Here is a 24,955-nt window from a genome sequence, read left to right as displayed (position 1 = left end):
GCGGGACGGCGTGCGAGGGCCGGCCGGGTCGCGGACGGGGGCGTCGGGGCGGTCGGGCTCACTCCTGCCCGGCGGCCGGCAGCGCGTTGCGCCGGATCACCCCGGCGTACCAGTGGGCGCTCTCCTTCGGGATGCGGCGCTGGGTGGAGTAGTCGACGTAGACGGCGCCGAAGCGCTTCGAATAACCGTATGACCACTCGAAGTTGTCCAGCAGGGACCACAGGAAGTAGCCGCGCACGTCGGCTCCGTCGGCCACGGCGCGCCGGACGGCCGCCAGGTGCGCGTGCAGGTAGGCGATCCGCTGCGGGTCGTTGACCAGGCCCTCGGGAGAGACGTAGTCGTCGAAGGCGGCGCCGTTCTCGGTGACCATCAGCGGCAACTGCGGGTGCGACGCGGCCAGGTCGGTCAGCAGCGTGTACAGGCCCTCGGGGTCGATGGCCCAGTTCATCGCGGTGAGCTGGTCGTTGGCGAGATGGAAGTCGACGTGGTCGGAGCCGGTCCACGGCGAGTGGTCGCTCGCGCCGTGACCGTCGTTCTTGGTGCCGGTGCCGTCACCGGCCGAAACCACCGTCGGGGCGTAGTAGTTGACGCCCAGCACGTCGATCGGGCGGGAGATCTCCGCCAGGTCGCCGTCGTGCACCAGTTCCGCCCAGTCGACGAGGTGGGCGGTGTCGGCCATCAGGTCGTCGGGGTAGACGCCGTCCAGGACGGGGCCGGTGAAGACGCGGTTGCCGACCGCGTCGATCCGGCGGGCGGCCTCGGCGTCCTCGGGGCTGTCGGTGAGCGGGCGCACCTGGTGCAGGTTGAGGGTGATCGAGGTCTGGGCGGACGCCGGGAGGTTGGCGCGCAGCGCCCCCACCGCGAGGCCGTGGCCCAGGTTGAGGTGGTGGGCCGCGCGCAGGGTGGCGGCCGGGTCGGTGCGGCCCGGGGCGTGCACACCCGAGCCGTAGCCCAGGAACGCCGAGCACCAGGGCTCGTTGAGGGTGGTCCACAGCCCGACGCGGTCCCCGAGGGCGCGGCCCATGATCTCCGCGTAGTCGGCGAACCGGTGCGCGGTGTCGCGCTGCGGCCAGCCGCCCGCGTCCTCCAGCTCCTGGGGGAGGTCCCAGTGGTAGAGGGTGGCGACGGGGGTGATGCCCGCCTCCAGGAGCTCGTCGGTGAGCCGGCGGTAAAAGTCGAGCCCGCGCTCGACGGCGGGGCCGCGGCCGGTGGGCTGGACCCGCGACCAGGAGATCGAGAAGCGGTACGCGCCGAGACCGAGGTCCTTCATGAGCGCCACGTCGTCGCGGTAGCGGTGGTAGTGGTCGGCGGCGATGTCACCGGTGTCGCCGTTGCGCACCTTGCCCGGGGTGTGGCTGAAGGTGTCCCAGATGGAGGGGGTCCGGCCGTCCTCCGCGGCGGCGCCCTCCACCTGGTAGGCGGCGGTGGCGGCGCCCCAGACGAAGCCCGGCGGGAAGGAGGTGGCTGCGGCCGGTTCGGCCTTGGTCTCGGTTCGTACGGCAGTCATGGAAAGAACGCTCCCAAGTGGCGTGGACAAGGACCGGAGGGTGATCCGGCGATGGGGGGAAGCGGACGGGGGCACGGCTCTGGGCGCCCGGCCGGGCAGGGCCCGCGTGCGGGGCGGGCCGTACGGGACGGCGTCCGGCGGACTTTCACGGACACGGCCTAGGGCGCGTGCCAGGCGTCGCCCGGCAGACGGGACTTTCGGAACACGCCCTAGCCCTTGACGGCGCCGGCCATGATGCCGCCGACGATCTGCTTGCCGAAGACGACGAAGACCAGCAGCAGCGGCAGGGTGCTGATCAGCGCTCCGGCCATGACGATGCTCTGGTCGGGGGTGTAGGAGGCGCTGAGCTGGCCGAGGGCCACCTGGAGGGTGGGGTTCTCCTGGTTCAGGGCGAGGAAGGGCCAGAAGAAGTCGTTCCACGCCTGCACGAAGGTGAGCATGCCCAGGACCATCATCGCGGGCCGGGCCGCGGGCAGGACCACGTTCCAGACGATGCGGATGTTGGTCGCCCCGTCCACCTTGGCCGCCTCGATCAGCTCGTAGGGCAGGGCCTCCAGCAGGTACTGGCGCATGAAGAAGACGCCGAAGGCGCCGACCAGGGTCGGGAAGATCACCGACTCCAGCTTTCCGCCCCACCCGATGTCCGACATCATCATGAACAGCGGGACGACGCTGAGCTGCGGCGGAATCGTCAGGGTGGCGATGACGGCGGTCATCAGGGCGCCGCGGCCGCGGAAGCGCATCTTGGCGAAGGCGTAGCCGGCCAGGGTGCAGAAGAACAGCGTGGCCGCGGTGATGCAGCCGGCCACGATGAAGCTGTTGACGATGGCCTTGCCCAGGTGGGCCTGGTCCCAGGCCGCCTGGATGTTGCTCCACAGCCGGCCGCCCGGCAGGAACGGCGGCGGGGTGTCGAGGACCCGCTGCTGATCGTGGGAGGCGGCCACCAGCGTCCAGTACAGCGGGAAGACCGAACCCAGGCCGACGACGATCAGCGTCAGGTAGGTGAACGGACCGCCCTTGAGCTGCTGGCCGGCGCCGAGTTTGAAACGGCTGCCCTTCTTGTCCGCGGAGGCGGGAAGCGGTGCCGGGTCGAGGACCGGCACGGTCTTGGTGGGACTGGTCGTGGTCATCGATATCGCTCCCGTCAGGCCGCGCTCTTGCGCACGAACCGGCCGACGATCCAGTTGATCAGGGCGATGAGCAGCAGCAGGACGAGCATGGCCCAGGCCACGGCCGCCGCCGGGCCCAGATGTCCCAGCTTCCAGCCGTAGTTGAAGAGGTAGATGCTGAGGGTCTCGTACTGGTGCTCGCTGCCTCCGACGGCGCCGATCGTGCCGCCCTGCAACAGCAGCGGCTCACCGAACAGCTGCATGGAACCGATCGTCGAGATGACGATGGTGAACAGGATCGTCGGTCGCAGCGAGGGAATGGTCACCTTGCGGAACTGCTGCCAGCGCGTGGCGCCGTCGATCGACGCCGCTTCGTAGAGGTCGGTGGGCACGGCCTGCATGGCCGCGAGGTAGATCAGGGCGTTGTAGCCGGTCCAGCGCCAGATCACGATGATGGAGATGGCGATCTTGGACGTCCACTCGCCGTCGCCCCAGTCGGTGTTGCCGATGCCGACGAAATGGAGCACCCAGTTGAGCAGGCCGCCGTCGGCCCGGAACACCAGGGCGAAGACCAGGGCCGCGGTGGCCACCGAGGTGGCGTACGGGGTGAGGATCACCGTCCGCCAGAACGTGCTGGCACGCAGCTTGTAGTTGAGCAGATGGGCGAGGCCCAGCGCCACGAGGAGCTGCGGGACGGTCGAGATGACGCCGATCACGAAGGTGTTCGTGACGGCGGTCCAGAACTCGGAGTCCTGGAGGATCTTGGCGAAGTTGTCGAAGCCGACCCACTCGGACTGGTCGAGGCCCGTCATCTCCACCCGGTGCAGGGCTATCCAGCCCGTGTACAGGAGCGGGTAGAGCCCGAAGGCTCCGAAGATGAGGAAGAAGGGGGCGATGTACGCGTAGGGCGACGCCTTGTCGTCGAAGCGCCACAGCCGCGTGCGCCACGCGCTGGGTCCGTTCGGCGCGACGCCGGAGCCGCCGGTCGGCGGGGTGTGGGCACCCCGTGCAGGGGTTGTGGTTGCCACGGAGGGAGTCCTTCCCTTGATGCTTGGGCCGGGTGGGGCGGGAGGCGGGGGCACGGGCCGGGGGGCGGTGCGCCGCCCGGCCGCGGATCGGTACGACGCCGAGCGGTCACGCGTCCCGGCGGACCTGCGCCTCCTGCTCGAGCGGAGCCTGTCACGGGGCTCGCGTCACGTCCTCGGGCTCCGGTCACCAGCCCGTACGACACGGTGCCGCGACGTCCGGTCAGTATCTGCCGGACGCCGCGGAGCGGACCGGCGCCGGATGGCCGGCCCGGTGTGGACGACCCCCGCGCCGCAACGCGGTGCGGGCGGCCCGTCGGGCCGCCCGCACCGGCGGGTGTCAGCCGATCACCTTGTCGATCGTGTCGGTAGCGGCCTTCCACGCGTCGGCGGGCTTGGTGCCGCGCTTCTCCATGTTGTTGATCTGCGTGGAGATCGTGTCCTTGATCGTGGCGTCCTTCGGGCCGAGCACGGTCTCCGGGATGGCCTTGGCCTCCTCGGCGTAGATCTGGCCGATGGGGGCGTCGCTGAAGTACGGGAGCTTCGCGTCCTTGACGTCGGCGAGCTCGTAGGCGCCCTTGTTGGAGGGGAAGACGCCGATCGCCTTGAACACGGCGGCCTGCTGCTCGGGAGCCGTCAGCCACTTGACCAGCTCGGTGGCCTCCTTGACGTGCTTGCCGCCCTTGGGAACGGCCAGGAAGGAGCCGCCCCAGTTGGCCGCGGTGGCGCCGGGCGCCCGGCTGATGTCCCACTTGCCCTTGTAGGCGTCACCGGAGTTGATGGAGATCTGGCCGGCCATCCACGCGGGGCACGCCACGGTGGCCACGGTGCCCTTGCGGAGCGCGGCCTTCCACGGGTCGGTGAACTGCGGCAGACCCTGGGTCAGCTTCTTCGACGCGGCCTCGGCCGACAGGTTCCAGGCCTGCTGCACGGAGGGGCTGTCCTTGTAGATCGCCTTGCCGTCGGCGTCGTAGTACTGCTTCGCCGAGGAGCCGACGACGGCGTTGTACATGGCGCTCGCGGAGTCCATGAAGTAGGTGCCCGCCGGCGCCTTCGCCTTGAACTTCTCGCCGAGCTTGATGTAGTCCTCCCAGCCGCCCTTGACCGCCGCGGCGACGGCCTCACGGTCGGCCGGCAGGCCCGCCTGCGCGAAGAGGTCCTTGCGATAGCACAGGGACATCGGGCCGATGTCGGTGCCGGCGCCTATGACCGAGCCGTCCTTCGCGGTGGCCTGCTTCTCCTTCCAGGAGACCCAGTCGGCCACGTTGATCGTCTTGCTCAGGTCGGCGAACTTGGCCGCCTGGGTGTCGACGACCTCCTTGATGCGGCCGACCTCGATGCCGGTGACGTCCGCCAGACCGCTGCCCGTGTTCAGCTGCTGAAGGAGCTTCGGGTAGTAGTCCTGCTCGTTGGCGGTCGTCTCCTCCTTCACCGTGATGTTCGGGTGCAACGTGTGGTACTTGGCGAACAGACCGGCTTCCTTGTAACCGAACTGCCCGAAGTCGGCCACCTTGAGAGTGATGTTCCCGTTGGAGTCCGAGGCGTCCGAGTCGCCGTCGTCGCTGCAGCCGGTCAGCAGCAGCGCCGAGGCCGTCAGGACCGTGGTGGTCAGGGCCGCTGCTCTGCGGCCACGACCGCCGCTGGTACGGGTGATGCGCATTCCACTACTCCTTGTTCCAGTGGGAACGGGGTCTCAGGAATCGGACCGCCGGGGGTTCGACGCTCCCGACCTGCCCTCTCGAATCGAGCGCCGGCCAACCCACAGCACTCGGGGTGCGGTGAAAAGGTGCTGGTCAACGGTGCGCCATATGAGGCAGAGGGAAGGACTGTTGGTGGTTCGGTTTACGGAGGAGAGGGCCCTCGACTGTCCGTGGGACCGCTCCCACGCGGCATGCCGGAAGACTCCTTGCTGCCGGACCGGGTGTCAAGACTTGAAAACGGCGTTGTTGCGCAAGCGTGTTCTCCACGTCACGTGAACGTGTCGCACCGGGGCGGGCCGACGGCCCGGACACCGGCCCGTTCCCCGACGGAATCACGCAGGTCACGAACGGATCGGCGCGCGGCGCGGGAGGACGGCGCCGCCCGGCGGCGGCCGCGCGGGGATTTCCGGGGCCGTGACCGCGAGCCGTCGGACGGACCCGCCGGAAGGTGAACGATCAGCTGACCCCGGCCCCGCACGACGCCGGAGCGGACGGCCGCCCGGGCGGCGCACGGACGACACGCGACGGCCGGACTCCGGGACTTCCGGAAAACAGGAACTCCCGAACCCGGACTCCGGGGGTTCCGGAACCGGAGGACTCGGGACTCCGGAACCGAGGGACGGGACTCCGGAACCAAGGCACTCCAGGGCTCCGGGGCTACAGCACCCGGACTCCAGAACCCCGGGGCTCCGGAACTCCGGGGACTTCGGGGCCCGGGGACTCCCCTCGCGAGGCCGGAGCGGGCGGGGCGGAAGGGCCGGAGGTCGCGCCCGTGCCCGCGCCCGAGCCGGTGCCGGACGAGGGAGCCGACCCTGGGACGGACTCGTTCGGCATGGCCCCTTTTGCCGTGGGAGCGCTCCCATGCATAATGGGCGCTCACCCGACCACGGGAGCGACTCCATGTCCGACCTGACGACCCCGGTCTTCCCTCCCTCCTTCCTCTGGGGCGCCGCGACGTCCGCCTACCAGATCGAGGGGGCGGTGCGGGAGGACGGCCGTACGCCGTCGATCTGGGACACCTTCAGCCACACGCCGGGCAAGACGGCCGGCGGCGACACCGGCGACATCGCCGTCGACCACTACCACCGCTACCGCGACGACGTGGCGCTGATGGCGGACCTCGGCCTGACCGCGTACCGCTTCTCCGTGTCCTGGTCCCGGGTGCAGCCGACGGGCCGCGGGCCCGCGGTGCAGGTGGGCCTCGACTTCTACCGCCGCCTGGTGGACGAGCTGCTGGCGAAGGGCATCAAGCCGGCCGTCACCCTCTACCACTGGGACCTCCCGCAGGAGCTGGAGGACGCGGGCGGCTGGCCCGAGCGGGACACCGCTTACCGGTTCGCCGAGTACGCGCAGATCGTCGGCGAGGCGCTGGGCGACCGGGTGGAGAACTGGATCACGCTGAACGAGCCGTGGTGCAGCGCCTTCCTGGGCTACGCGTCCGGCGTGCACGCGCCGGGCCGCACCGAACCGGTGGCGTCGCTGAGGGCGGCCCACCACCTGAACCTGGCGCACGGGCTGGGCGTCTCGGCGCTGCGCTCGGTGATGCCGGCCCGCAACGCGGTGGCGATCAGCCTCAACTCGTCGGTCGTGCGGCCGCTCTCGCCGGGCAACGCCGAGGACCTGACGGCCGTCCGGAAGATCGACGACCTCGCCAACGGCGTCTTCCACGGCCCGATCCTGCGGGGCGCCTATCCGCGGACGCTGCTGGCGGCGACGTCGTCGCTGACGGACTGGTCGTTCGTCCAGGACGGCGACCTGCGCACCGTCAACCAGCCGCTGGACGCCCTGGGGCTGAACTACTACACGCCCACGCTGGTCTCGGCGGCGGACGCGGAGCCGAAGGGGCCGCGCTCCGACGGCCACGGTGCGAGCGACCACTCCCCCTGGCCGGGCGCGGAGGACGTCGCCTTCCACCAGACCCCGGGCGAGCGCACGGAGATGGGCTGGACGATCGACCCGACCGGGCTGCACGAGCTGATCATGCGCTACACCGAGGAGGCCCCGGGCCTGCCGCTGTACATCACCGAGAACGGCGCGGCCTACGACGACAAGCCGGACTCGGACGGGCGCGTCCACGACCCGGAGCGCGTCGCGTACCTGCACGGTCACCTCTCGGCGGTGCGTCGCGCGATCGCGGACGGCGCGGACGTCCGCGGCTACTACCTGTGGTCCCTGCTCGACAACTTCGAGTGGGCGTACGGCTACGAGAAGCGCTTCGGGGCGGTGTACGTCGACTACGCGACGCTGGCCCGCACGCCGAAGTCGAGCGCGCTCTGGTACGGCCGGGCGGCCAGGGCGGGGGCCCTGCCGGAGGTCGGTACGGCCTGACCAGGAGACCACCTGCTGGGGGGCAGGAGGAGGGGGAGGGCGCGGCAGGCCGTGGGGGCCTGCCGCGCCCCGGCCGTTGCGGGGACCGCTCCGCGTGCCGAGTGGTGGTGGCCGGGTAATTCTCGTCGAGGACGGGGCTCAGCCCTTGTTGGCGCCCAGGGTGAGGCCGCTGACGAACTGGCGCTGGAGCACGAAGTACACGGTCAGGGTGGGGATCGCGGTGAGCAGGGCGCCGGCGGCGACGAGGTTGGGGTCGGTGAAGTACTGGCCGGAGAGGTTGTTCAGCGCGGAGGTGATCGGCATGTTCTCGCCGGTGGAGATGAGCACGATCGCCCAGAAGAAGTCGTTGTAGATCCAGATGGACAGCAGGGTCGCCAGGGCGGCCATCGCCGGCTTGCACAGCGGGAGCACGATCTGCCAGTACATGCGCCACACCGAGGCGCCGTCGACGAGGGCGGCCTCGGTCAGTTCGTGCGGCAGCATCCGCATGTAGTTGCTGAGGACGAAGGCGCAGAAGCCGGACTGGAAGGCGACGTGGATGAGGACCAGGCCGAGGGCTGAGTCGTAGAGCTTGCCGCTCGTGGTGACGCCGGGCAGGTCGACGAGGAGGTAGAGGCGGTACAGGGGGGTGATGATGACCTGCTGCGGGAGCAGGTTGCCGGCGGTGAAGACGAGCAGCAGCGCGATGTTGAGCCGGAAGTCGAAGCGGCTGACGTAGAAGGCGACCATCGACGCCAGGAGCAGGGTGAGCAGCACGGCCGGGACCGCGATGATCAGCGTGTTGCCGAAGTAGTGCAGCATGTCGGACTGCTGGAAGGCGTTGGTGAAGTTGTCGAGGCTGAGCTTGTCGGGCCAGGAGACGTATCCCTTGTCGCTGGTCTCCGCGTAGGGGCGCAGGGCCGCGAACACCGCCCACAGCAGGGGGGCGAGCCATGCCAGAGCCGTGACGACGAGGAAGGCGTGCAGCAGGATCCGGGCGGGCCGCAGTGGGGCGCGCTGCTTTCCGAGCGCGTTCACGGTGCTCATGCGCGCCGCTCCTTCCGGAAGGTCGCGATCAGGTACGGGATGATCACGGCGAGGGAGATGACGAGCAGGACGACGGCGATCGCGGAGCCGTAGCCGATCCGGCTGGACTCTCCGATGATGTTGTTGGTGATCAGGATCGACAGCAGCTCGGTGCCCTGGGCGCCCTTGTTGAAGACGAAGACCAGGTCGAAGGCGCGCAGTGCCTCGATGATCGTGACGACGAGGACGACGGTGTTGGTGGGGCGCAGGGTGGGGAAGACGACATTCTTGAAGGTCTGCCACTCGTTGGCGCCGTCCAGTGCGGACGCCTCCCGCAGCGAGGGGTCGACGCCCTTCAGGCCGGCGAGGTAGAGGATCATCATGTAGCCGGTGTGCCGCCAGGAGGCGGCGACCAGGACGGCCCACAGGTTCAGGTGCGGGTCGCCGATCCAGTCGATGTAGTGGCCGGGCTCGTTGGCCCCGATGAGGCTGTTGATCAGTCCGGTGTCGGGGTTGTAGACGAGCTGCCAGACGAATCCGGTGACCGCCAGCGACATCACGACCGGCAGGAAGAACGCGGTCTGGTAGACCCGGCTGAAGCGGATCTTCTTGTCCAGCTGCACGGCCAGGAACAGCCCGAGCGGGGTCGGCACCAGGATGAGCACGACGAACCAGACGACGTTGTGCTGGAGCGCGGGCCAGAACTGCGGGTTGTCGGTGAACAGCTGGCGGAAGTTGTCCAGGCCGACCCACTTGATGGAGCCGAAGCCGATGCCGTCCCAATTGGTGAACGCCAGGGCGACCGAAGCCAGTGCGGTGAGCCAGACCAGGGCGACGTGCAGGACCGTCGGCACGCCCGCCATGAGGGCGAGCGTGACGCGGTCACGGCGGGTCAGCAGACGTCGCGGGCCGCGCGGGGTCCGCTCGCCGGCGGGCGCGGGGCGCGGAGGCGGCACGGCGGCCGCCTCCGGGCTCTTCGGAGAGGTGTCGGTGGTCATGCGGACGCGAAGATCGTCTTCTTCTGGCGCTCGATCGACGCCAGCAGGCCGTCGACGCCCTTGGGGTTCTGGAGGAACTTCTGGAGGCCGGGCTGCATCACCGTGGAGGTGAAGTCGGGGCGCGAGTCGCGGTCCATGAACTGGGTGAGGCTCTTGGCCTCGCTGATCATGGTGTACGCCTTCTTCTGAAGCGGCGTGTACGACGAGGTGTCGGCCTTGCTGGAGGCGGCCACCACGCTGGAGTCGGCCTTCAGGTAGATCTGCTCGGCCGCCGGCGTGCCCAGGAACTCCAGGAGCTTGACGACGCCGTCGTGGTTCTTCGGGGATTTGCTGACCATGAAGCCGTCGGTGGGAGCCTCGACGGTGTCCTGTCCGAACGCGGAGTCGATCTCCGGGAACGCGAAGAAGTCCAGGTCGTCGGCGTCGGCCTTGTTCGTGAACTGCTGCGCCACGAACGAGCCCAGCAGGTACATGCCGGCCTTCTTCGACACCAGCGTCTGCGCGGCGTTCTGCCAGGTGCGGCCCATGAAGCCGTCCTGATGGTAGGGCAGCAGCTCGGCCCAGTGGTCGAAGACCGCCTTGACCTTCGGGTCCGTCCACGCCTCCTTGCCCGCCATCAGGGACTTGTGGAAGTCGTAGCCGTTGAGGCGGAAGTTGATCTGGTCGAAGGTGCCCATCGCCGGCCAGGCGTCCTTGTCGCCGAAGGCGATCGGGACCAGGCCGTCCTTCTTCATCTGCTTGCACAGGGCGACCAGCTGGTCCCACGTGGTGGGGACCTGGTAGCCGTGCTGCTGGAAGACGCTTCTGCGGTAGAAGAGCGCCCACGGGTACGTGTACAGCGGCACGAAGTAGTACTTGCCGTCCTCACCCTTGGACAGCTGCTTCATCGCGTCGGGGAAGTCGCCCCCGATCTTCTGCCACACGTCGTCGATCGGGGAGGCGAGCTTCTTGGCCGCGAAGAACTGCATGCGGTACCCGGCGAACCAGTTGAACACGTCGTCCGGGGTGCCCTGGAGGTAGGAGTTGATCTGCTCCTGGAACGTGTTGTGGTCCTTGGTGTTCACGTCGACCGCGATGCCGGACTGCTTCGTGAACGCCGCGTAGATCTCGGCGAAGGCCTTCTTCGGGACCGCGTCGGAGGCGTTCGAGCCGAGGGTGACGGTCTTCGGGTCGGCGGCCGTGCCGCTGGAGCCGCATGCGGACAGCAGCGGCACGCCGGCGCCCAGGACGGCCGCCCCGCCTATGCCGCGCAGCAGCGTGCGGCGGCTCGGGGAGGGGAGGGAGAGGCGGCCGGAGGGGGTGAGGTGAGGCATGAGCGGCTCCTGACGCGAGGTTCAGCCATGGAGGGCGACTGAAAGCTGATCACAACCGATCAGAAATCAACTTGACCGAACACGAGGTGGCGTAATAACAGCCGCATGTCCGGTCATGCGTCAAGAGCCGTCACTTTCATTTGTCGAAACGTAATCGACACACCTTGATCACCTTTTGTCCACACCCTTGATCGTCGGGCGACCGACCGTCGGGCGACGGGCCCCGGTCACCTGGCCACCTGGCCACCTGGTCATCCGGTCACCAGGTCACCCGGTCACTTGAACGCCGCGAAGGCCTTCGAGAAGGCGGAAGGGGACTGCACGACCGAGCTGCACGTGGCGTCCGCCGAGCCCTTGGCGCCGCCCGGGCACTGCTTGTCGCGGGTCGCCGACCACATCGACAGCCATCCCAGTCCCTTCGACTTCGCGAAGGCGACGAGCTGACCGGCGTCCTCGACCGTGAAGATCTCGGAGGCGACGTCGTTCACGCCGATCATCGGGGTGACGGCCACCGCCTTCCACGCGGCGCCGTCGCTCAGCCCGAGCACGCTCTTGACCTGGGCCTGGGTGGCGGTCGCGGCCTGCACGGCGTAGCCGCCCATGTCACCGCTGTACGCGGGACCGTAGTCCATCGCCATGATGTTGACAGTGGCGATGCTCACGTTGTTGGCCTTCGCGTCCGCGAGCAGACTCACACCGGCCTGGGTCAGCCCCTCCGGCATCACCGGCAGCGTGAACGACACGTCCAGGCCGGGATGCTGCCGCTGGAGCTTGGCTATGGCCTGCGCACGCCGGGTGTTCGCGGCGGCGTTCGGCAGCGCCCCGCCCTCCACGTCGAAGTCGACCTTGGTGAGCCGGTAGGCGTCGACCACCTTCCCGTACGCGGCCGCCAGCGCGTCCGCCGAGGAGCAGGTGGTGGCCAGCTCGGAGCCGGACGCCCCGCCGAAGGAGACCCGCACGTCGCCGCCCTTGGCCCGCAGCGCGCCGATCTGCGCGGCCACGGCGTCGCTCGCGAGGTCGCTCACCCCGCCCCACTTGGGCGTGCAGCCGCCGCCGTCGGTCACGAAGGCCAGGTTGTAGTCCTTGACGCCGGTCGCGCTCAGGTTCCCCAGCAGGTCGAAGGCCGGATACAGGGAGGTGTCGACGTAGGGGGAGAAACCGGCGGACGCGGGGGCGCCGGTCCCGGGAGTGCCGCTCGCGGTCGGGGAGGGTGAGGCGGGGACCGTGGGGGTGGGGCTGGAGGAGGGCACGGTCGGCGAGGACGTGGGGGAGGCGCTGGGCGCGGCGGTCGTCGGCCGCCCGCTCGGCTCGGGGGTCGCCCCGCCGTCGGCGGAGCAGCGGGCCCCGTCGACGCGACAGCCGACCGGATCGCCGGCGCCCTGCACCACGAATCCGACGGTGACCGACTCCCCGGCGGCCAGCCCGTCGGTGTCCCACTTCGGCGGCGTCACCGTGACGTGCCGCCCGGCCACGCTCGACGTCGCGTTCCACAGCGAACCGAGCGTCGCCCCGGCAGGCAGGTCGAACTCCAGCTTCCAGTCGGCCTCGGCCGCGCCGCTGTCGTTGGTCACCACGTACTGCGCGGTGTAGCCCGTCGACCAGTCGCTGGTCCGGGTGTAGGCGGCCCCCACCCCGGCCGCGTGCGCGGTGCCGGTGACGAGCGCGATCCCGCCGCCCGCCACGGCCGCGGCGACCGCGCCCCCGATGACCTTGTTCCTGCCGCTGATCCTGCGCCGGTGCGTGCTCATGCCGTGCCTGCCTTCACTGTTCACGGAGGTTCCCGAGGGGGGTGAGGCAGCACGCTAGCGACCATGAAACGGACAAAAGGCCTGACAGGGACGGGAGCCGGGGATCTTAGGCCGCGCTTAAGGAAGGCATCGGGACCGGTTAAAGGTAGAGACCAATCGTGGCCGTCGCGGGGCTGGTGGAGCCCCGCGGGTCCGGGGCGGTGTCATCTCAGCGCGAGGCGTCCGCGGCGGCGGACGGAGCCCCGGTGGCCCCTGCGGACCGGTTCGCGGCCGTCCAGCTGTATCCAGACGCGCACCTCGGCGCCGCCCAGCACCGAGGAGCCGATGCGGACGTCGCCCCCGGTCGACTCGGCGAGACGGCGGACGATGTCCAGGCCGAGCCCCGTGGAGCCGGCCGTGCCCGAGCCCCGGCCGCGGGCCATCGCCGTCTCGGGGTCGGGTATGCCGGGGCCCGCGTCCGAGACGAGCACGATCACCGCGTCGTCGCCGTTGTGGACGTCGACCGCGAACGCCGTGCCCTCCGGGGTGTGCCGGAAGACGTTGCCGAGCAGGGCGTCGAGAGCCGCGGCCAGGTCGGCGCGGGCCACGGGGACGCGCACCGGCCGGTCGACGCCGGCCGTGCGCACCTTGCGGCCCTCGTCCTCGGCGAGCGCCGACCAGAACGCCATCCGCTCGCGCACCACCTCCGCCGCGTCGCACCCCGCGCCGGGACCGGGGGCCGCCGTCTGCGGTTTCGCCTCCCGGGCGGTGCGGATGATCGTGTCGACCTCGCGCTCCAGCTGGGCGACCGCCGTACGGGTCTGCTCGGCGGCCGGGGAGTCGCCGAGGGAGGCCGCGTTGAGCCGCAGCACGGTGAGCGGGGTGCGCAGCCGGTGGGACAGATCCGCCGCCAGCTCCCTCTCGTTGGCGAGGAGTTGCACCACCTGGTCGGCCATCGAGTTGAACGCGACCGCCGCCAGGCGCAGTTCGTTCGGCCCCTCCTCCGGGACCCGCGCGCCGAGCTTGCCCTCCCCCAGCTCGTGCGCGCCCTCGACGAGCCGCCGGGCCGGCTGCACCATGCGCACGCCCAGCCGGTCGGCGACCGCGACCGAGCCGACGACCAGCGCGACGCCGACCGCCGCCAGCACCGCCCAGGCCGTGCCCACGCCGTTGCTCATCGCGGACTCGGGGACGTACACCTCGATCACCGCGGTCCCCAGGCCCAGCGCGACGGGCTGGAGCAGCGCGGAGCCGCCCGGGACGTCCGTCGTCGAGGCCCGGCCCAGCTTCCGCACGGCCGCGACGTCCGCGGCGGCGGCGCGCTGCCTGCCGAGGTCGACGGCCGCCCGGCCGTCGCCCGCGGGCAGGTGCACGGCCATGCCGTCGTCGGAACCGGCCGCGGCCACCACCCGCTCCAACTGGTCGCGGTCGGTGGTGATGGACAGGGCCGGGACCACCACCGCGGCCTCCCGCTCCGCGTTGGTGAACGCGCGGTCGCGGGCCATCTCCTCGACGACCAGGCCGAGCGGGACGGCGAAGGCGACCACGACCATGGTGGTGACCGCCAGGCACACCTTGACCAGAGCCCATCTCACAGCGCCGACGCCCCTTCCCCCGGTGGTTCGAGCTTCACCCCGACACCCCGCAGGGTGTGCAGATAGCGCGGCCTCGCCGCCGTCTCCCCCAGCTTGCGGCGCAGCCAGGACAGATGGACGTCGATGGTCTGGTCGTCGCCGTAGGACTGCTGCCAGACCTCGGCGAGCAGTTCACGGCGCGGGACGACGACCCCGGGCCGGCCCGCGAGGAAGGCGAGCAGGTCGAACTCGCGGCGGGTGAGGTCGAGTCGCGCACCGTCCAGCACGGCCTGCCGGCGCAGCGGGTCCACGGCCAGTCCGCCGACGCGCAGGACGCTGGAGGGCGCGGGCTCCCCGGCCGCGGACCGGGCCCGGCGCAGCACGGCCGCCATCCTCGCCGACAGGTGCTCCACCGAGAACGGCTTGGTCAGGTAGTCGTCCGCGCCCGCGTTCAGCAGGCGGACGATCTCCGCCTCGTCGTCGCGCGCCGTCGCGATGATGACCGGGACGTCCGTGATGCCGCGCAGCATCTTCAGGGCCTCGGAGCCGTCCAGATCGGGCAGGCCAAGGTCCAGCACGACCACGTCGAAGCGGAAATGGGCGACCTCGCGCAGCGCCTCCAACGCCGTGCCCACACTACGCACGGTGTGCGAGGCGTCGGTCAGCTGCCGGATGAGCGCCGAACGCACGAACTGGTCGTCCTCGACCACGAGCACACTTGCCATGCGCCGCAACCTACGCCATGCCGGCGAGCCCCTCCCGGGCCTGTGGACAACTCCGCGGCTGTGGACGACCGGTGGGGCGCGCGCCCGGGGCTCGCGCACAACTGTGCGGCACGGGTGAGGCGGGTGGGGCAAGATGGCCCGCGATGCGCAGAGGACTCGTACACGTACTGGCCTGGTCGTCCGCCACCGGCGCGGCGGCCACCTTGTCGTGGTGGGGCGTCCACACGGCGATGGCGGGCACGGTCTACGACCCCCCGCGCGCCCTGCCGCTCACCGCGGGCGGCCGGGAGCCGGGACCCGACGTCTCCCCGACGCCTCCTCCCGCCCCGCCCGCGAGCGCCTCCCCGCGCCCGAGCCACACGCCCGCCGCGCCGGCTCCGTCGAGGACGGCGAAAACAGCGACGACCGGTCCCTCCTCCACCGCCTCCGCGACGGCCGGGAGCACGGTCAGAAGTTACGACACCGACGGGGGCCGGGCCGTCTTCGACCTCGGCCGGACCTCGGCGACGCTCGTCTCGGCGACGCCGGGCGCGGGCTGGTCGATGCAGGTGTGGAAGACGCAGTCGTGGATCCGGGTGGAGTTCGCCTCCGGCGCGGACCGGGTGTCGGTCTTCTGCACCTGGCACGACGGGCCGCCCCGGGTGGAGATCGGGACGTACTGACCGGCCGCGGGGCCGATGCGCCCTCGGCGGGCCGTCCGCCGCCCGCCCCGGTGTCAGCGGAACGCCGAGGGCGGGGGCGCGGGCGAGGCCACCGCCGTGGCGTCGGCGACCGGCGCCGCCCCGCCGGTGAAGTCGGTGAGCGCCCGGCCGTGTTCGACCCGGCCGGGGTGCGGATCGGAGGCGGCCCGGCGGGTCAGTTCGGCGATCGGCAGGGGCAGGTCGGAGGCGACGAGCACGGCGTTGCCGAACCGTCTGCCCCGCAGCACGGTCGGGTCGGCGACCAGCGCGAGATCCGGGAAGCGCGCGGCCGCGGTGGCGATCTGACCGCGCAGGTGGGCCAGCGGCGGGCCGTCGGCGATGTTGGCGGCGTAGCGCCCGCCGGGCTTCAGCGCCCTGCGGACCTCGTCGAGGAACTCGGTCGAGGTGAGGTGTGCCGGGGTGCGGGCCCCGCTGAACACGTCGGCGACGACCAGGTCCGCCCAGCCGTCCGGCACCTTGGCGAGCCCCTCGCGCGCGTCGACGGAGCGGACCCTGATCCTCGCGTTCGGGTCCAGCGGCAGTTCACGGCGGACCAGTCGGACGAGGGCGGCGTCGCGTTCGACGACCTGCTGGGTGGAGCGGGGGCGGGTGGCGGCGACGTACCGCGCGAGGGTGAGGGCGCCGCCGCCGAGGTGCACGACCTGGAGCGGTCTGCCGGGCGGGGAGGCGAGGTCGATGACATGGCCCAGGCGCCGCTGGTACTCGAAGGACAGATGGGCGGGGTCGTCGAGGTCGACGTGCGACTGGGGGGCTCCGTCGAGGAGCAGCGTCCAGGCCCGCGGCCGGTCCCGGTCGGGCACGAGCTGGGCGAGTCCGCCGTCGACGGTCTCGACGACGGCGTCGGCTTCCCGCCCGCGCCGCGTGTTCCTGGACTTTGCCATGACAACATTTTCGCAGGCCGGGGAGGCGTTCTGCGCGCCCGGCCGAAGCGGGGCCCGTCACACGCGCGTGGGAGCGGCCGGCGGCTCGTGCGGGCCGGCCGCGCACGGCTCGCGGGCCCGCGCACCGCCCCGCTCCACCCGGCGGCGGAAGCCTTCAGCCGAGTGCCGCGCGACAACCACCATGCAGCCGCCGCCGAGAGCCGTCGGGCAGGTCAGGCAGGTCACGCACGTCGGGCACGTCAGGCCGACGTCACCGGCAGCTGTCCGCCGCCTCGATCAGCCGGGCCGCCTCGCCCAGTGCCCGCCGCAGGGCCGCCGGATCCGTCGCGAGGTCGGCCTCACCGGGCGGCACCAGCCAGTCCGGGCCCCGGGGGGCGGGCTCGGGGGCGAGTCTCAGCCCGCGGCCGTCGGTCCCGGTGCAGGTGCTGCCCGGCACGTCCCAGGCCGCCGCCGTCCCGGCCGGCACCACGAAGCCGAGGGTGTCGTCGCCGTCGTCGTGCAGCACGGGTCCCATCCCGTCCCCGGGCGACGACGCCCTTCGCAGGATGTCGACCGCCTCCAGCCCCTGACGGGTGGGCACCGTCACCACGTCGCACGCCGCCCCTGGCGGCGTACAAGGATCGTCGCTCTGCCTGGTCTCCATCCCGGCCTCCACCGCGCAGCCCGCCTGTAGTCCACAAGGTTCAACGGCGCTCGGCGTCAAGGGCTACGGCGGAAGTCCGCCGCAAAGGATGGCAGTTCATGGCAGATCACGGATGAGATATCCGGTTTGTAGCCAAACACCGCGTGACGGCCCGATCACAGCAGGTACGTTCTTGCCCGCCGGGAACAAGGGTGCCACAAGGACACGTCACCCCTGCTCCGGCATGGTTCGACGGTTCGCACGAGAGGACCCGGCCATGGCGTCGTCAACGGTGACACCACCTCGGCCCGACCGGCCACCACGGCCCAACCTCACCTTCCGCCGGCTGCGCGGACAACGCTCGCCGGCCGAGTTCGCCGCACTCGTGCGGCGGGCAGCGCGCGAGATCGGCGAGCGGGTCAGCTGCGACGCGCGCTACATCGGGCGGGTCGAGGCCGGTGAGATCCGCTGCCCCAACTACGCGTACGAGCGGGTGTTCCTGCACATGTTCCCCGGCCGCACGCTCACCGACCTGGGCTTCGCGCCCCGCTCGACCGTTCGCGGCCGGGGGGCGCGCGGCTTCGGTGAAGCGCCCCGCGCGCACCTGACCGGGCCGGCGCGCATCGCGGGTGACGAGCCCGACACGGGTGAGACGAGCGGAGCGGGCGAGCCGTATGACACGCAGAACCCGTACGACACGCACCACGACCACGAGGAGAGCGACGTGCTGCGTCGCGCATTCATGACCGGTGGGGGCGCCACCATGGCCGTCGCCACCCTGGGCCCCTTCGGGTTCGCCCACGACGCGTCCACTCCGGCGCGCTCCGTGCGCCGGGCCGGGACGAGCGAGGCGGGCGCCCTCGAAGAGGCGGTCCGCAGGATCCGGCTGCTGGACGACCGGCACGGGGCCGACGGCCTCTACCGGCGCGCGGCCGCTCCGCTGCGCGCCGCCTACGCGCTGCTGGACGCCGGGACCACCCGGCAGACGACGGCCGACCGGCTCCACTCGGGCGCCGGGGAGCTGGCCATCTCGGTGGGCTGGCTCGCGCACGACTCCGGCCGATTCGACGACGCCCGCTCGCACTACGCCGAAGCCCTGGCGACGGCGAGGATGACCGGAGACGAGGCCTTGGAGGCCCACGCGTTCTGCAACACCGCGTTCCTCGCCCGGGACGCCGGCCGCCCGCGCGAGGCCGTGCGGGCCGCCCAGGCCGCCCAGCGCGTCGCCCGCCCGCTGGGCTCACCCCGGCTGATGTCGCTGCTCGCGCTGCGCGAGGCGGGCGGCTGGGCCGGGCTCGCCGACCGGGCCGGCTGCGAACAGGCCCTGGTGCGCGCGCAGGCCCTCTACGACCGGGGCCCCTGCGACGACGACCCCGAGTGGATGAGCTTCTACGGCGAGGCCGAGCTGGAGGGGCTCACCGCGCAGTGCTGGTCCACGCTGGGCGAGTGGCCGCGCGCGGCCCGGCACGCCGGGCGGGCCGCGCAGCTCCAGGACCCGCACTTCACCCGCAACATCGCCCTGTACACGGCCGAGTTCGCCGACGATCTCGCGCGCGGGGGGCGGCCGGACGAGGCCGCGGTCGCCGGGATGCGGGTCCTGGACCTGCTGGACCAGGTCCAGTCGTCCCGGATCCAGACCATGCTGGCGGGAACGGCGCGGGTGCTGCTGCCGCACCGGCGCGCCGGAGGCGTCTCCGCGTTCCTGGAGCGGCACGCCTCGACACCCCGCGTGCCCTGAACGCGGACGGTGCGGGGGTGGGCCGGCCCGGCGCCGGGGGGGCGGGCCGGTCAGGCCAGGTGGCCGAGGTCGTTCCAGCTCTCGATCGCCGGTTCGCCGTACGCCCAGCCCAGCACCGACAGCGACGTCGGGTTGAGACGGATCCGCGCCGCGAAGTCCAGCGGCAGCCCCAGCCAGCGTGCCCCTATGGAGCGGAGGATGTGACCGTGGGCGAAGACCAGGACGTCCCGGTCGGCCGAGCGGGCCCAGGCGACCACCTCGTCCGCGCGGGCCGTCACCTCGGCCAGGGTCTCCCCCTCGGGCACGCCGTCGCGCCAGATGAGCCAGCCGGGCCGGACGGCCTGGATCTCGGCGGGAGTCATGCCCTCGTAGGCGCCGTAGTGCCACTCCATGAGGGTGTCCCAGGCCTCGGCCCGTTCGCCGAAACCGGCCAGCTCGCACGTCTCCCGCGCGCGGACCAGCGGACTGGTGCGCGTCTCCACGCCCTCGAGGCCCCCGTACGGCGCCCGGTGCAGCCGCTCGCCCAGCAGTTTCGCGCCCCGTCGGCCCTCCTCCAGGAGGGGAACGTCGGTCCTGCCGGTGTGCTTTCCGGACAGCGACCACTCCGTCTGTCCGTGCCGGGCCAGCAGGATGCGCGGTGCCATGGGGGACCTTTCCGGGAGAACCCTGGGAGGAACCAGGGCTGCGATCAGGGGCGGATCCCCTCCATCATCGCTCACCCTGAACAGGGGCAACCCGGCGGGCGATCTCAGCGTCTTTGAGATCCGGGGCGCTCATCGCCGACTCGCCCACACGCCGTAAAGTGGCCTGTCCCGCGCCATCGGCGCCGCAGCGACCACACAGACCAGAAGGGGGAGGCGATCGGATGCCGCAGACCGAGACACCAGGCACCGAGGCGGCCCCGCGGGCGCGGCTGCGCTGGTGGACCGAGCTGCCCCTGATCCTGCTGGTGTACGTCTGCTACTCGGCGGGCCGGCTGCTCGCGCGGGGCGACGTGAGCACCGCCGTCGACCACGGCCTGGCGATCCTGCGCATCGAGAAGTTCCTGCACATCAACGCCGAGCACCCGCTCAACAGACTGTTCAGGACCGAGGCGTGGATCGGCGTGCCGGCCGACTTCTGGTACGCGTCGCTGCACTACGTGGTCACCCCGGCGATCCTGGTGTGGCTGTTCCGGTCCCGGACGCTGCACTACCGGGCGGCCCGCACCTGGCTGCTGACGTCCACCTTCCTGGGCCTCATCGGCTTCACGCTGATGCCCACCTGCCCGCCCCGGCTGCTGTCGGCGGGCCACGGCTTCGTCGACACGATGGCGCAGTACAGCTCGTACGGCTGGTGGGGCGGCGAGGCGAGCGCTCCGCGCGGCATGGGCGGGATGACCAACCAGTACGCCGCCATGCCCAGCCTGCACGTGGGCTGGGCCCTGTGGTGCGGTGTGATGCTGTGGCGGCACGGCGGCACCCGCACGGCCAAGACGGCCGGCGTCCTCTACCCGCTGGTGACGACGCTCGTGGTGATGGGCACCGCCAACCACTACTTCCTCGACGCCGTCGCGGGCGCGGCCGTCATGGGTCTCGCCCTGCTGCTGACCCCGCCGGTGATGCGCGGCGCGGACCGCGCGCGGGCGTATCTCATGGCCCGCACCCCGCTCGCCCCGGCGGCCTCCGCGGACGCACCGGCCTCGATTGTCAGTGACGGATGCCAGACTTCCACGGGTGAGCGAATTCCACGGCAGCGCGAGTCACGGCCCCGGCCGGGAGCCGACCCCGAAGCCTCTCCCGCCGACGCGGGGGACGGCGCTCCGGCAGCGGCTCGCTGAGCTGCGCGGTCCGGACGTCCCGGCCAAGGCGCTGGACGCCCGTGCCCTCGCGGCGCTCGCCGCGAACCCGGGCTGCAAGCGGCGCGCCATCCTCGACGGCGCCGGGGTCGACAAGGCGGCGCTGGCCGGCGCGCTGGGCTCGCCCTCGGCCTTCGGGCAGTCGCAGTTCGCCCTGACCCGCGGCAACGCCTTCGAGGCGAAGGTGAAGGCGGACGGCGGCGCGGAACTGCTGCGGCTGGTCCACGAACGGCTGGACCCGGCGGCGCCGCCGCCCGTCGACGCGGCGGTGCCCGAGCTGTCGGCGATCGGCCCCGAGGGTCGCACCGCGCGCACCGCGCTGGCCCTGCGCGAGGCCACCGCGGCGACGGGCGGCTGGACGCTCCTGGACCACCCGATGCTCTCGCTCGACGTCGCGGGCTCCGCCGCCTTCCTGGAACCGGACGCCGTCGTGGTGCACCCGGACGGCAGCTGGACGGTCGTGGAGATCAAGTCCTTCCCGATGCTGGACGGCTCGGCGGACCCGGCCAAGGTCGGCGCCGCCGCCCGGCAGGCCGCCGTCTACGTGCTGGCCCTGGAGGAGGTCGCCGCGCGCCTCGACCCGCCCCCGCGCGTGCGCCACCGCGTGCTGCTCGTCTGCCCCAAGGACTTCTCCAACCTGCCCACCGCGTCCGCCGTCGACGTGCGCAAGCAGCGCGCGGTCACCAGCCGCCAGCTGGCCCGGCTCACCCGGGTCCAGGACATCGCCGACGCCCTCCCCGAGGACGCCTGCTTCTCCCCCGCGCTGCCCGCCGAACAGCTCACGGCGGCCGTCGAATCGGTCGCGGCGACCTACGCGCCCGAGTGCCTGGCCGCCTGCGAGCTGGCCTTCCACTGCCGTGACCGCTCCCGCGCGGCCGGCGCGGTCACCTCCCTGGGCCGGTCGGTGCGGGCCGAACTGGGCTCCCTGACGACCGTCGACGAGGTCCTGGCGGCCTCCCGCGGCGAGGCCGGCGATCCACGGGACCCGGCGGTGGCCGCGCTGCGCAGAGCCGCCGCGCTGCGGGCCGAGGCGCTGGAGACGGCCGTCCCGCACGCACGGTCGGCGCACGCGCCGTGGGACGGGCGGACGCCGGACGCCGGGGCGGTGCCCGCGTGTCGCTGATCGCCACCCTCGCCCGGCTCGAGGCGGTCGCCACCGGCCGCGCCCAGCCCACCGCCACCGTCCGCCACCGGCGCCTGTCCGAGCGGCCGCTCGTCTTCGTGCCGCTGACCACCGCCGGTGAGGCCGGCGCCCCGCTGGGCGCGCTGGTCGGCACCGACCGGGACGCGCCGCGCCTGCTCGTCGTGCCGCAGCCCCGCGACCGCGACCTGCGGTTCGCGTTCCTCGCGGAACTGGCCGACATCGTGCTGCCCCACATCGACTCCTACGCCGACGACGTGGAGGCCGCCGAGCGCAACGAGACCGACCCGGAGACCGGCAAACGCGTCAAGGTCGAGGTCGAACTGTGCGCCGACGCGCCCCAGCTGATCGTCCCGAGCCGCGCGGGCGTCGACTACGTGCGCCTCCTGGGCCGCTCCATGCGCTTTCGGCGCACGGCCGAGCAGGATCCGCAGACGCCGTATCCCGCGCCCCCGCGCGTGCCGCTGCTCGGGCGGTGGCTGACCCACTTCGGGGAGCGTTCCCGGGTGCCCGGCTCGTCCCTGCTGCTCGCCGTCACGGAACTGCTGGGCCGCCACTGGGCCACGGGGCAGTCCAGCCTGGAGGACCAGCACCTGGGGGCGCTGCTGGCCTGGATCGACCCCCCGCCGGGCGAGACGGGCGCGCGGGCGGCGCTGCGGGCGGAGCTGGCGCGGGACGCCGGCGGCCAGCTGCTGTGCCCGCCGGCCGGCCCGGCGACCGACCCCGCCTTCGACAACAAGCTGCTCGCCCCGGCCATCGAGCGCTACGACCGCGCGCGCACCGCCCTGGCCGCCGCCGAGGACGGTCTGGAGGCCGACGACCGGCTGGGCGCGCTCACCGCCGCCGAGGGCGAGATCCGCGCGCTGGTGAGCAGCCGGACGCTGCCCACCTGGGACGCGGTGTGGCGCGGTCTGGACCTGCTGCGGTCGCTGCCGGAGGGCGCGCACGTCGAGGAGCGGTGGACACGCGACCGCTGGTCGTTCACCGGCCACCGCGACCGGGTCGTCGCGGGGGAGCCGCCGCAGCCGCGCCGGGACGACGCGGTCACCGCCGCGAACAAGCTCGCCACGCGCGAGCGCGAACAGGCCCGCCTGGAGGCCCAGGAGGCGCTGGACGACCCGCTGGTGATGGCGGCGCGGCGGCTGGCCGGGGAGGCGTTCACGGGCGAGGTCGTCGACGTCGTCATGGCGTACGGCGAGGGCAAGAGGCCGAGCCCGCGCCCGCTGGTCACCGTCCGCACGGAGGACATGCCGCATCTCGCGGAGCGCGCCAAGGTGTACCGGTCGCTGGGCGGAAAGCCGCAGGCGGCGGAGTTCGTGCGCTGGGAGGACCCGGACGGCGCAACCCATCCGGACGGCGCGCACGGCGCGGACGGCGCGGGCTTCGAGGACGGCACGGGCCGCGGGGGCGGGGGGCACGGGGTCGCGGACACCGGTCTGCTGGTGCTGCGGATCGTCGACAAGATGGGCCGCGGCAAGGAGCCGGAGGCGGGGTCCGTGCCGGAGAAGGGCGACCGGCTCTGCTTCACCCTCTTCGAGCACGAACAGCGCGGCGGCGCCAAGCTGCCCGACCCGGAGGAGACGCCGTGGACGCACGGCGGGCCGCCCGGCGAGCAGCCGCCCGAGTCCCCCGACTCCGTCACCCAGGAGGACCTTCTGTGACCGTCGAGGCCGCCGTCGACCCGGGCACCGCCGCGACCCGGGCCACCGACGCCATCCTGCGCGACACGCTGCACGGCACCGCGCGCGGGGTGGTCGTCGACTCCCCGCCGGGGGCCGGCAAGTCCACGCTCGTCGTCCGCGCCGCGCTCGAACTGGCCGACGCGGGGCGCTCGCTGATGGTGGTCGCCCAGACCAACGCCCAGGTGGACGACCTGGTCGCGCGGTTGGCGCGCAAGAGCCCCGAGCTGCCGGTGGGCCGGTTGCACAGCAGCGACGCCGACCCGTACGACAAGGCGCTGGACCGGCTGCCGAACGTGCGCAAGTCGGCGAAGGCGGGCGAGCTGACCGGGCTGCCGGTGGTCGTCTCCACCGCCGCCAAGTGGGCGCACGTGAAAGTGGACGAGCCCTGGCGGCACGCCATCGTGGACGAGGCGTACCAGATGCGGTCGGACGGGCTGCTCGCGGTGGCCGGGCTGTTCGAGCGGGCGCTGTTCGTGGGAGACCCGGGACAGCTGGACCCGTTCTCGATCGTGGGCGGCGAGCAGTGGGCGGGCCTGTCCTACGACCCGTCGGCGTCGGCGGTGTCCACCCTGCTCGCCCACAACCCGCAGCTGCCGCAGCACCGGCTTCCGGTGTCCTGGCGGCTCCCCGCGTCCGCCGCGCCTCTGGTCTCCGACGCGTTCTACCCGTACACCCCGTTCCGCAGCGGGACGGACCACGGCGACCGGTCGCTGTCCTTCGCCGTGCCCTCGGACGGCTCGGGCGCCGACCGGGTGATCGACGAGGCGGCGGAGTCGGGCTGGGGCCTGCTGGAGCTGCCCGCCCGGCACACCCCGCGCACCGACCCGGAGGCGGTGCGGGCGGTCGCCACGGTGGTGCGGCGCCTCCTGGACCGGGGCGGAGCGGCCCTCTCGGAGGGCTCCCCCGACCCGGCCCCGCTGACCGCCGGCCGGGTCGCCGTCGGCACGGCGCACCGCGACCAGGCGGCCGCGGTGCGCGCGGCGCTGAGCGAACTGGGCGTGGCGGACGTGACCGTGGACACGGCGAACCGGCTCCAGGGCATGGAGTTCGACGTCACGGTGATCCTGCACCCGCTCTCCGGCCGCCCCGACGCCACGGCCTTCCACCTGGAGACGGGGCGCCTGTGCGTCCTGGCCTCCCGCCACCGGCACGCGTGCGTGGTGGTGTGCCGGGCGGGAGTGGGCGACCTGCTGGACGAGTACCCCTCGACGGAACCCGTCCAGCTCGGGACGCTGGTGAAGTTCCCGGACGGCTGGGAGGCCAACCACGCCGTCCTGGCCCACCTCGCGGAACACCGCGTCCCCTGGGCACCGTGAGCCCGGGGCGCGCGCCCGGCGGGGTG

Annotated in this window: 20 protein-coding genes; 7 read left to right on the top strand and 13 right to left on the bottom strand. The window is 72.4% G+C overall.

What is annotated here, in order from left to right:
* Positions 1 to 58 precede the first annotated feature (58 nt).
* From ACGFSH_RS00975 to ACGFSH_RS00960, 4 genes are all read right to left on the bottom strand, one after another.
* Positions 59 to 1,507 (bottom strand): GH1 family beta-glucosidase, encoded by a 1,449-nt coding sequence (locus tag ACGFSH_RS00975; protein WP_393343645.1) that lies wholly within the window; start codon positions 1,505 to 1,507, stop codon positions 59 to 61.
* Between the two features lie 209 nt (positions 1,508 to 1,716).
* Positions 1,717 to 2,637 carry a carbohydrate ABC transporter permease gene (locus tag ACGFSH_RS00970; RefSeq protein ID WP_393343643.1) on the bottom strand — a complete coding sequence of 307 codons (921 nt, stop codon included), beginning with the start codon at positions 2,635 to 2,637 and terminating at the stop codon, positions 1,717 to 1,719.
* A gap of 14 nt (positions 2,638 to 2,651) precedes the next feature.
* Positions 2,652 to 3,644, bottom strand: coding sequence for a carbohydrate ABC transporter permease (locus tag ACGFSH_RS00965; RefSeq protein WP_393343641.1), 993 nt, complete (start codon positions 3,642 to 3,644; stop codon positions 2,652 to 2,654).
* Between the two features lie 337 nt (positions 3,645 to 3,981).
* Complete coding sequence (locus ACGFSH_RS00960; RefSeq protein WP_393343639.1) at positions 3,982 to 5,301, bottom strand: ABC transporter substrate-binding protein; 1,320 nt, start codon at positions 5,299 to 5,301, stop codon at positions 3,982 to 3,984.
* Positions 5,302 to 6,241: 940 nt separating this feature from the next.
* Between ACGFSH_RS00960 and ACGFSH_RS00955 the strand changes: the two genes are divergently transcribed.
* Complete coding sequence (locus tag ACGFSH_RS00955) at positions 6,242 to 7,669, top strand: GH1 family beta-glucosidase (RefSeq protein ID WP_393343637.1); 1,428 nt, start codon at positions 6,242 to 6,244, stop codon at positions 7,667 to 7,669.
* A gap of 138 nt (positions 7,670 to 7,807) precedes the next feature.
* On the opposite strand, the gene ACGFSH_RS00950 is transcribed toward ACGFSH_RS00955, so the two are convergent.
* The 6 genes from ACGFSH_RS00950 to ACGFSH_RS00925 form a co-directional block, all read right to left on the bottom strand.
* Positions 7,808 to 8,695, bottom strand: a complete 888-nt coding sequence (locus tag ACGFSH_RS00950) for a carbohydrate ABC transporter permease (protein WP_393343635.1) — start codon at positions 8,693 to 8,695, stop codon at positions 7,808 to 7,810.
* Positions 8,692 to 9,672, bottom strand: a complete 981-nt coding sequence (locus ACGFSH_RS00945; protein ID WP_393343633.1) for a carbohydrate ABC transporter permease — start codon at positions 9,670 to 9,672, stop codon at positions 8,692 to 8,694. The genes ACGFSH_RS00950 and ACGFSH_RS00945 overlap by 4 nt, the downstream gene beginning before the upstream one ends.
* Complete coding sequence (locus ACGFSH_RS00940; protein WP_393343631.1) at positions 9,669 to 10,985, bottom strand: ABC transporter substrate-binding protein; 1,317 nt, start codon at positions 10,983 to 10,985, stop codon at positions 9,669 to 9,671. The genes ACGFSH_RS00945 and ACGFSH_RS00940 overlap by 4 nt, the downstream gene beginning before the upstream one ends.
* Positions 10,986 to 11,260: 275 nt before the next feature.
* Positions 11,261 to 12,733, bottom strand: coding sequence for a cellulose binding domain-containing protein (locus ACGFSH_RS00935; protein ID WP_393343629.1), 1,473 nt, complete (start codon positions 12,731 to 12,733; stop codon positions 11,261 to 11,263).
* A 203-nt stretch (positions 12,734 to 12,936) separates the two neighbouring features.
* Positions 12,937 to 14,307 (bottom strand): ATP-binding protein, encoded by a 1,371-nt coding sequence (locus tag ACGFSH_RS00930; protein WP_393343627.1) that lies wholly within the window; start codon positions 14,305 to 14,307, stop codon positions 12,937 to 12,939.
* Positions 14,304 to 15,011, bottom strand: a complete 708-nt coding sequence (locus ACGFSH_RS00925) for a response regulator transcription factor (RefSeq protein WP_393343625.1) — start codon at positions 15,009 to 15,011, stop codon at positions 14,304 to 14,306. Before ACGFSH_RS00925 ends, ACGFSH_RS00930 begins: the two co-directional genes overlap by 4 nt.
* A 143-nt stretch (positions 15,012 to 15,154) precedes the next feature.
* On the opposite strand from ACGFSH_RS00925, the gene ACGFSH_RS00920 reads away from it, so the two are divergent.
* On the top strand, positions 15,155 to 15,673 hold the full coding sequence (locus ACGFSH_RS00920) for a hypothetical protein (RefSeq protein WP_393343623.1): 519 nt from the start codon (positions 15,155 to 15,157) through the stop codon (positions 15,671 to 15,673).
* 53 nt (positions 15,674 to 15,726) lie between these two features.
* On the opposite strand, the gene ACGFSH_RS00915 is transcribed toward ACGFSH_RS00920, so the two are convergent.
* Positions 15,727 to 16,593: a spermidine synthase gene (locus ACGFSH_RS00915; RefSeq protein ID WP_393343621.1), complete on the bottom strand. Its 867-nt coding sequence runs from the start codon at positions 16,591 to 16,593 to the stop codon at positions 15,727 to 15,729.
* A gap of 250 nt (positions 16,594 to 16,843) precedes the next feature.
* Positions 16,844 to 17,236, bottom strand: coding sequence for a hypothetical protein (locus ACGFSH_RS00910; RefSeq protein WP_393343619.1), 393 nt, complete (start codon positions 17,234 to 17,236; stop codon positions 16,844 to 16,846).
* A 256-nt stretch (positions 17,237 to 17,492) separates the two neighbouring features.
* Here ACGFSH_RS00910 and ACGFSH_RS00905 point away from each other — a divergent pair, with 256 nt between their 5' ends.
* A complete protein-coding gene (locus ACGFSH_RS00905) occupies positions 17,493 to 18,953 on the top strand; it encodes a hypothetical protein (protein ID WP_393343617.1) in 1,461 nt (486 codons plus the stop codon).
* A gap of 50 nt (positions 18,954 to 19,003) precedes the next feature.
* Here ACGFSH_RS00905 and ACGFSH_RS00900 read toward each other — a convergent pair whose 3' ends face one another.
* Positions 19,004 to 19,597, bottom strand: coding sequence for a histidine phosphatase family protein (locus ACGFSH_RS00900; protein ID WP_393343615.1), 594 nt, complete (start codon positions 19,595 to 19,597; stop codon positions 19,004 to 19,006).
* A 221-nt stretch (positions 19,598 to 19,818) separates the two neighbouring features.
* On the opposite strand from ACGFSH_RS00900, the gene ACGFSH_RS00895 reads away from it, so the two are divergent.
* The 4 genes from ACGFSH_RS00895 to ACGFSH_RS00880 are packed head-to-tail and all read left to right on the top strand — an operon-like array spanning position 19,819 to position 24,929.
* Entirely contained in the window at positions 19,819 to 20,772 is a 954-nt protein-coding gene (locus ACGFSH_RS00895; RefSeq protein ID WP_393343613.1) for a phosphatase PAP2 family protein, read from the top strand.
* A gap of 1 nt (position 20,773) precedes the next feature.
* The gene (locus tag ACGFSH_RS00890; RefSeq protein ID WP_393345440.1) at positions 20,774 to 21,913 is read left to right on the top strand and encodes a hypothetical protein; all 1,140 of its coding nucleotides are present in this window, start codon (positions 20,774 to 20,776) and stop codon (positions 21,911 to 21,913) included.
* Positions 21,904 to 23,592 (top strand): hypothetical protein, encoded by a 1,689-nt coding sequence (locus ACGFSH_RS00885; protein WP_393343611.1) that lies wholly within the window; start codon positions 21,904 to 21,906, stop codon positions 23,590 to 23,592. The genes ACGFSH_RS00890 and ACGFSH_RS00885 overlap by 10 nt, the downstream gene beginning before the upstream one ends.
* Positions 23,589 to 24,929 (top strand): AAA family ATPase, encoded by a 1,341-nt coding sequence (locus ACGFSH_RS00880; protein WP_393343609.1) that lies wholly within the window; start codon positions 23,589 to 23,591, stop codon positions 24,927 to 24,929. Before ACGFSH_RS00885 ends, ACGFSH_RS00880 begins: the two co-directional genes overlap by 4 nt.
* Positions 24,930 to 24,955: the final 26 nt, after the last annotated feature.

The organism is Streptomyces sp. NPDC048481 (assembly GCF_043200075.1).
Taxonomy (GTDB): domain Bacteria; phylum Actinomycetota; class Actinomycetes; order Streptomycetales; family Streptomycetaceae; genus Streptomyces.
This window is presented reverse-complemented; position numbering and strand designations above follow the sequence as displayed.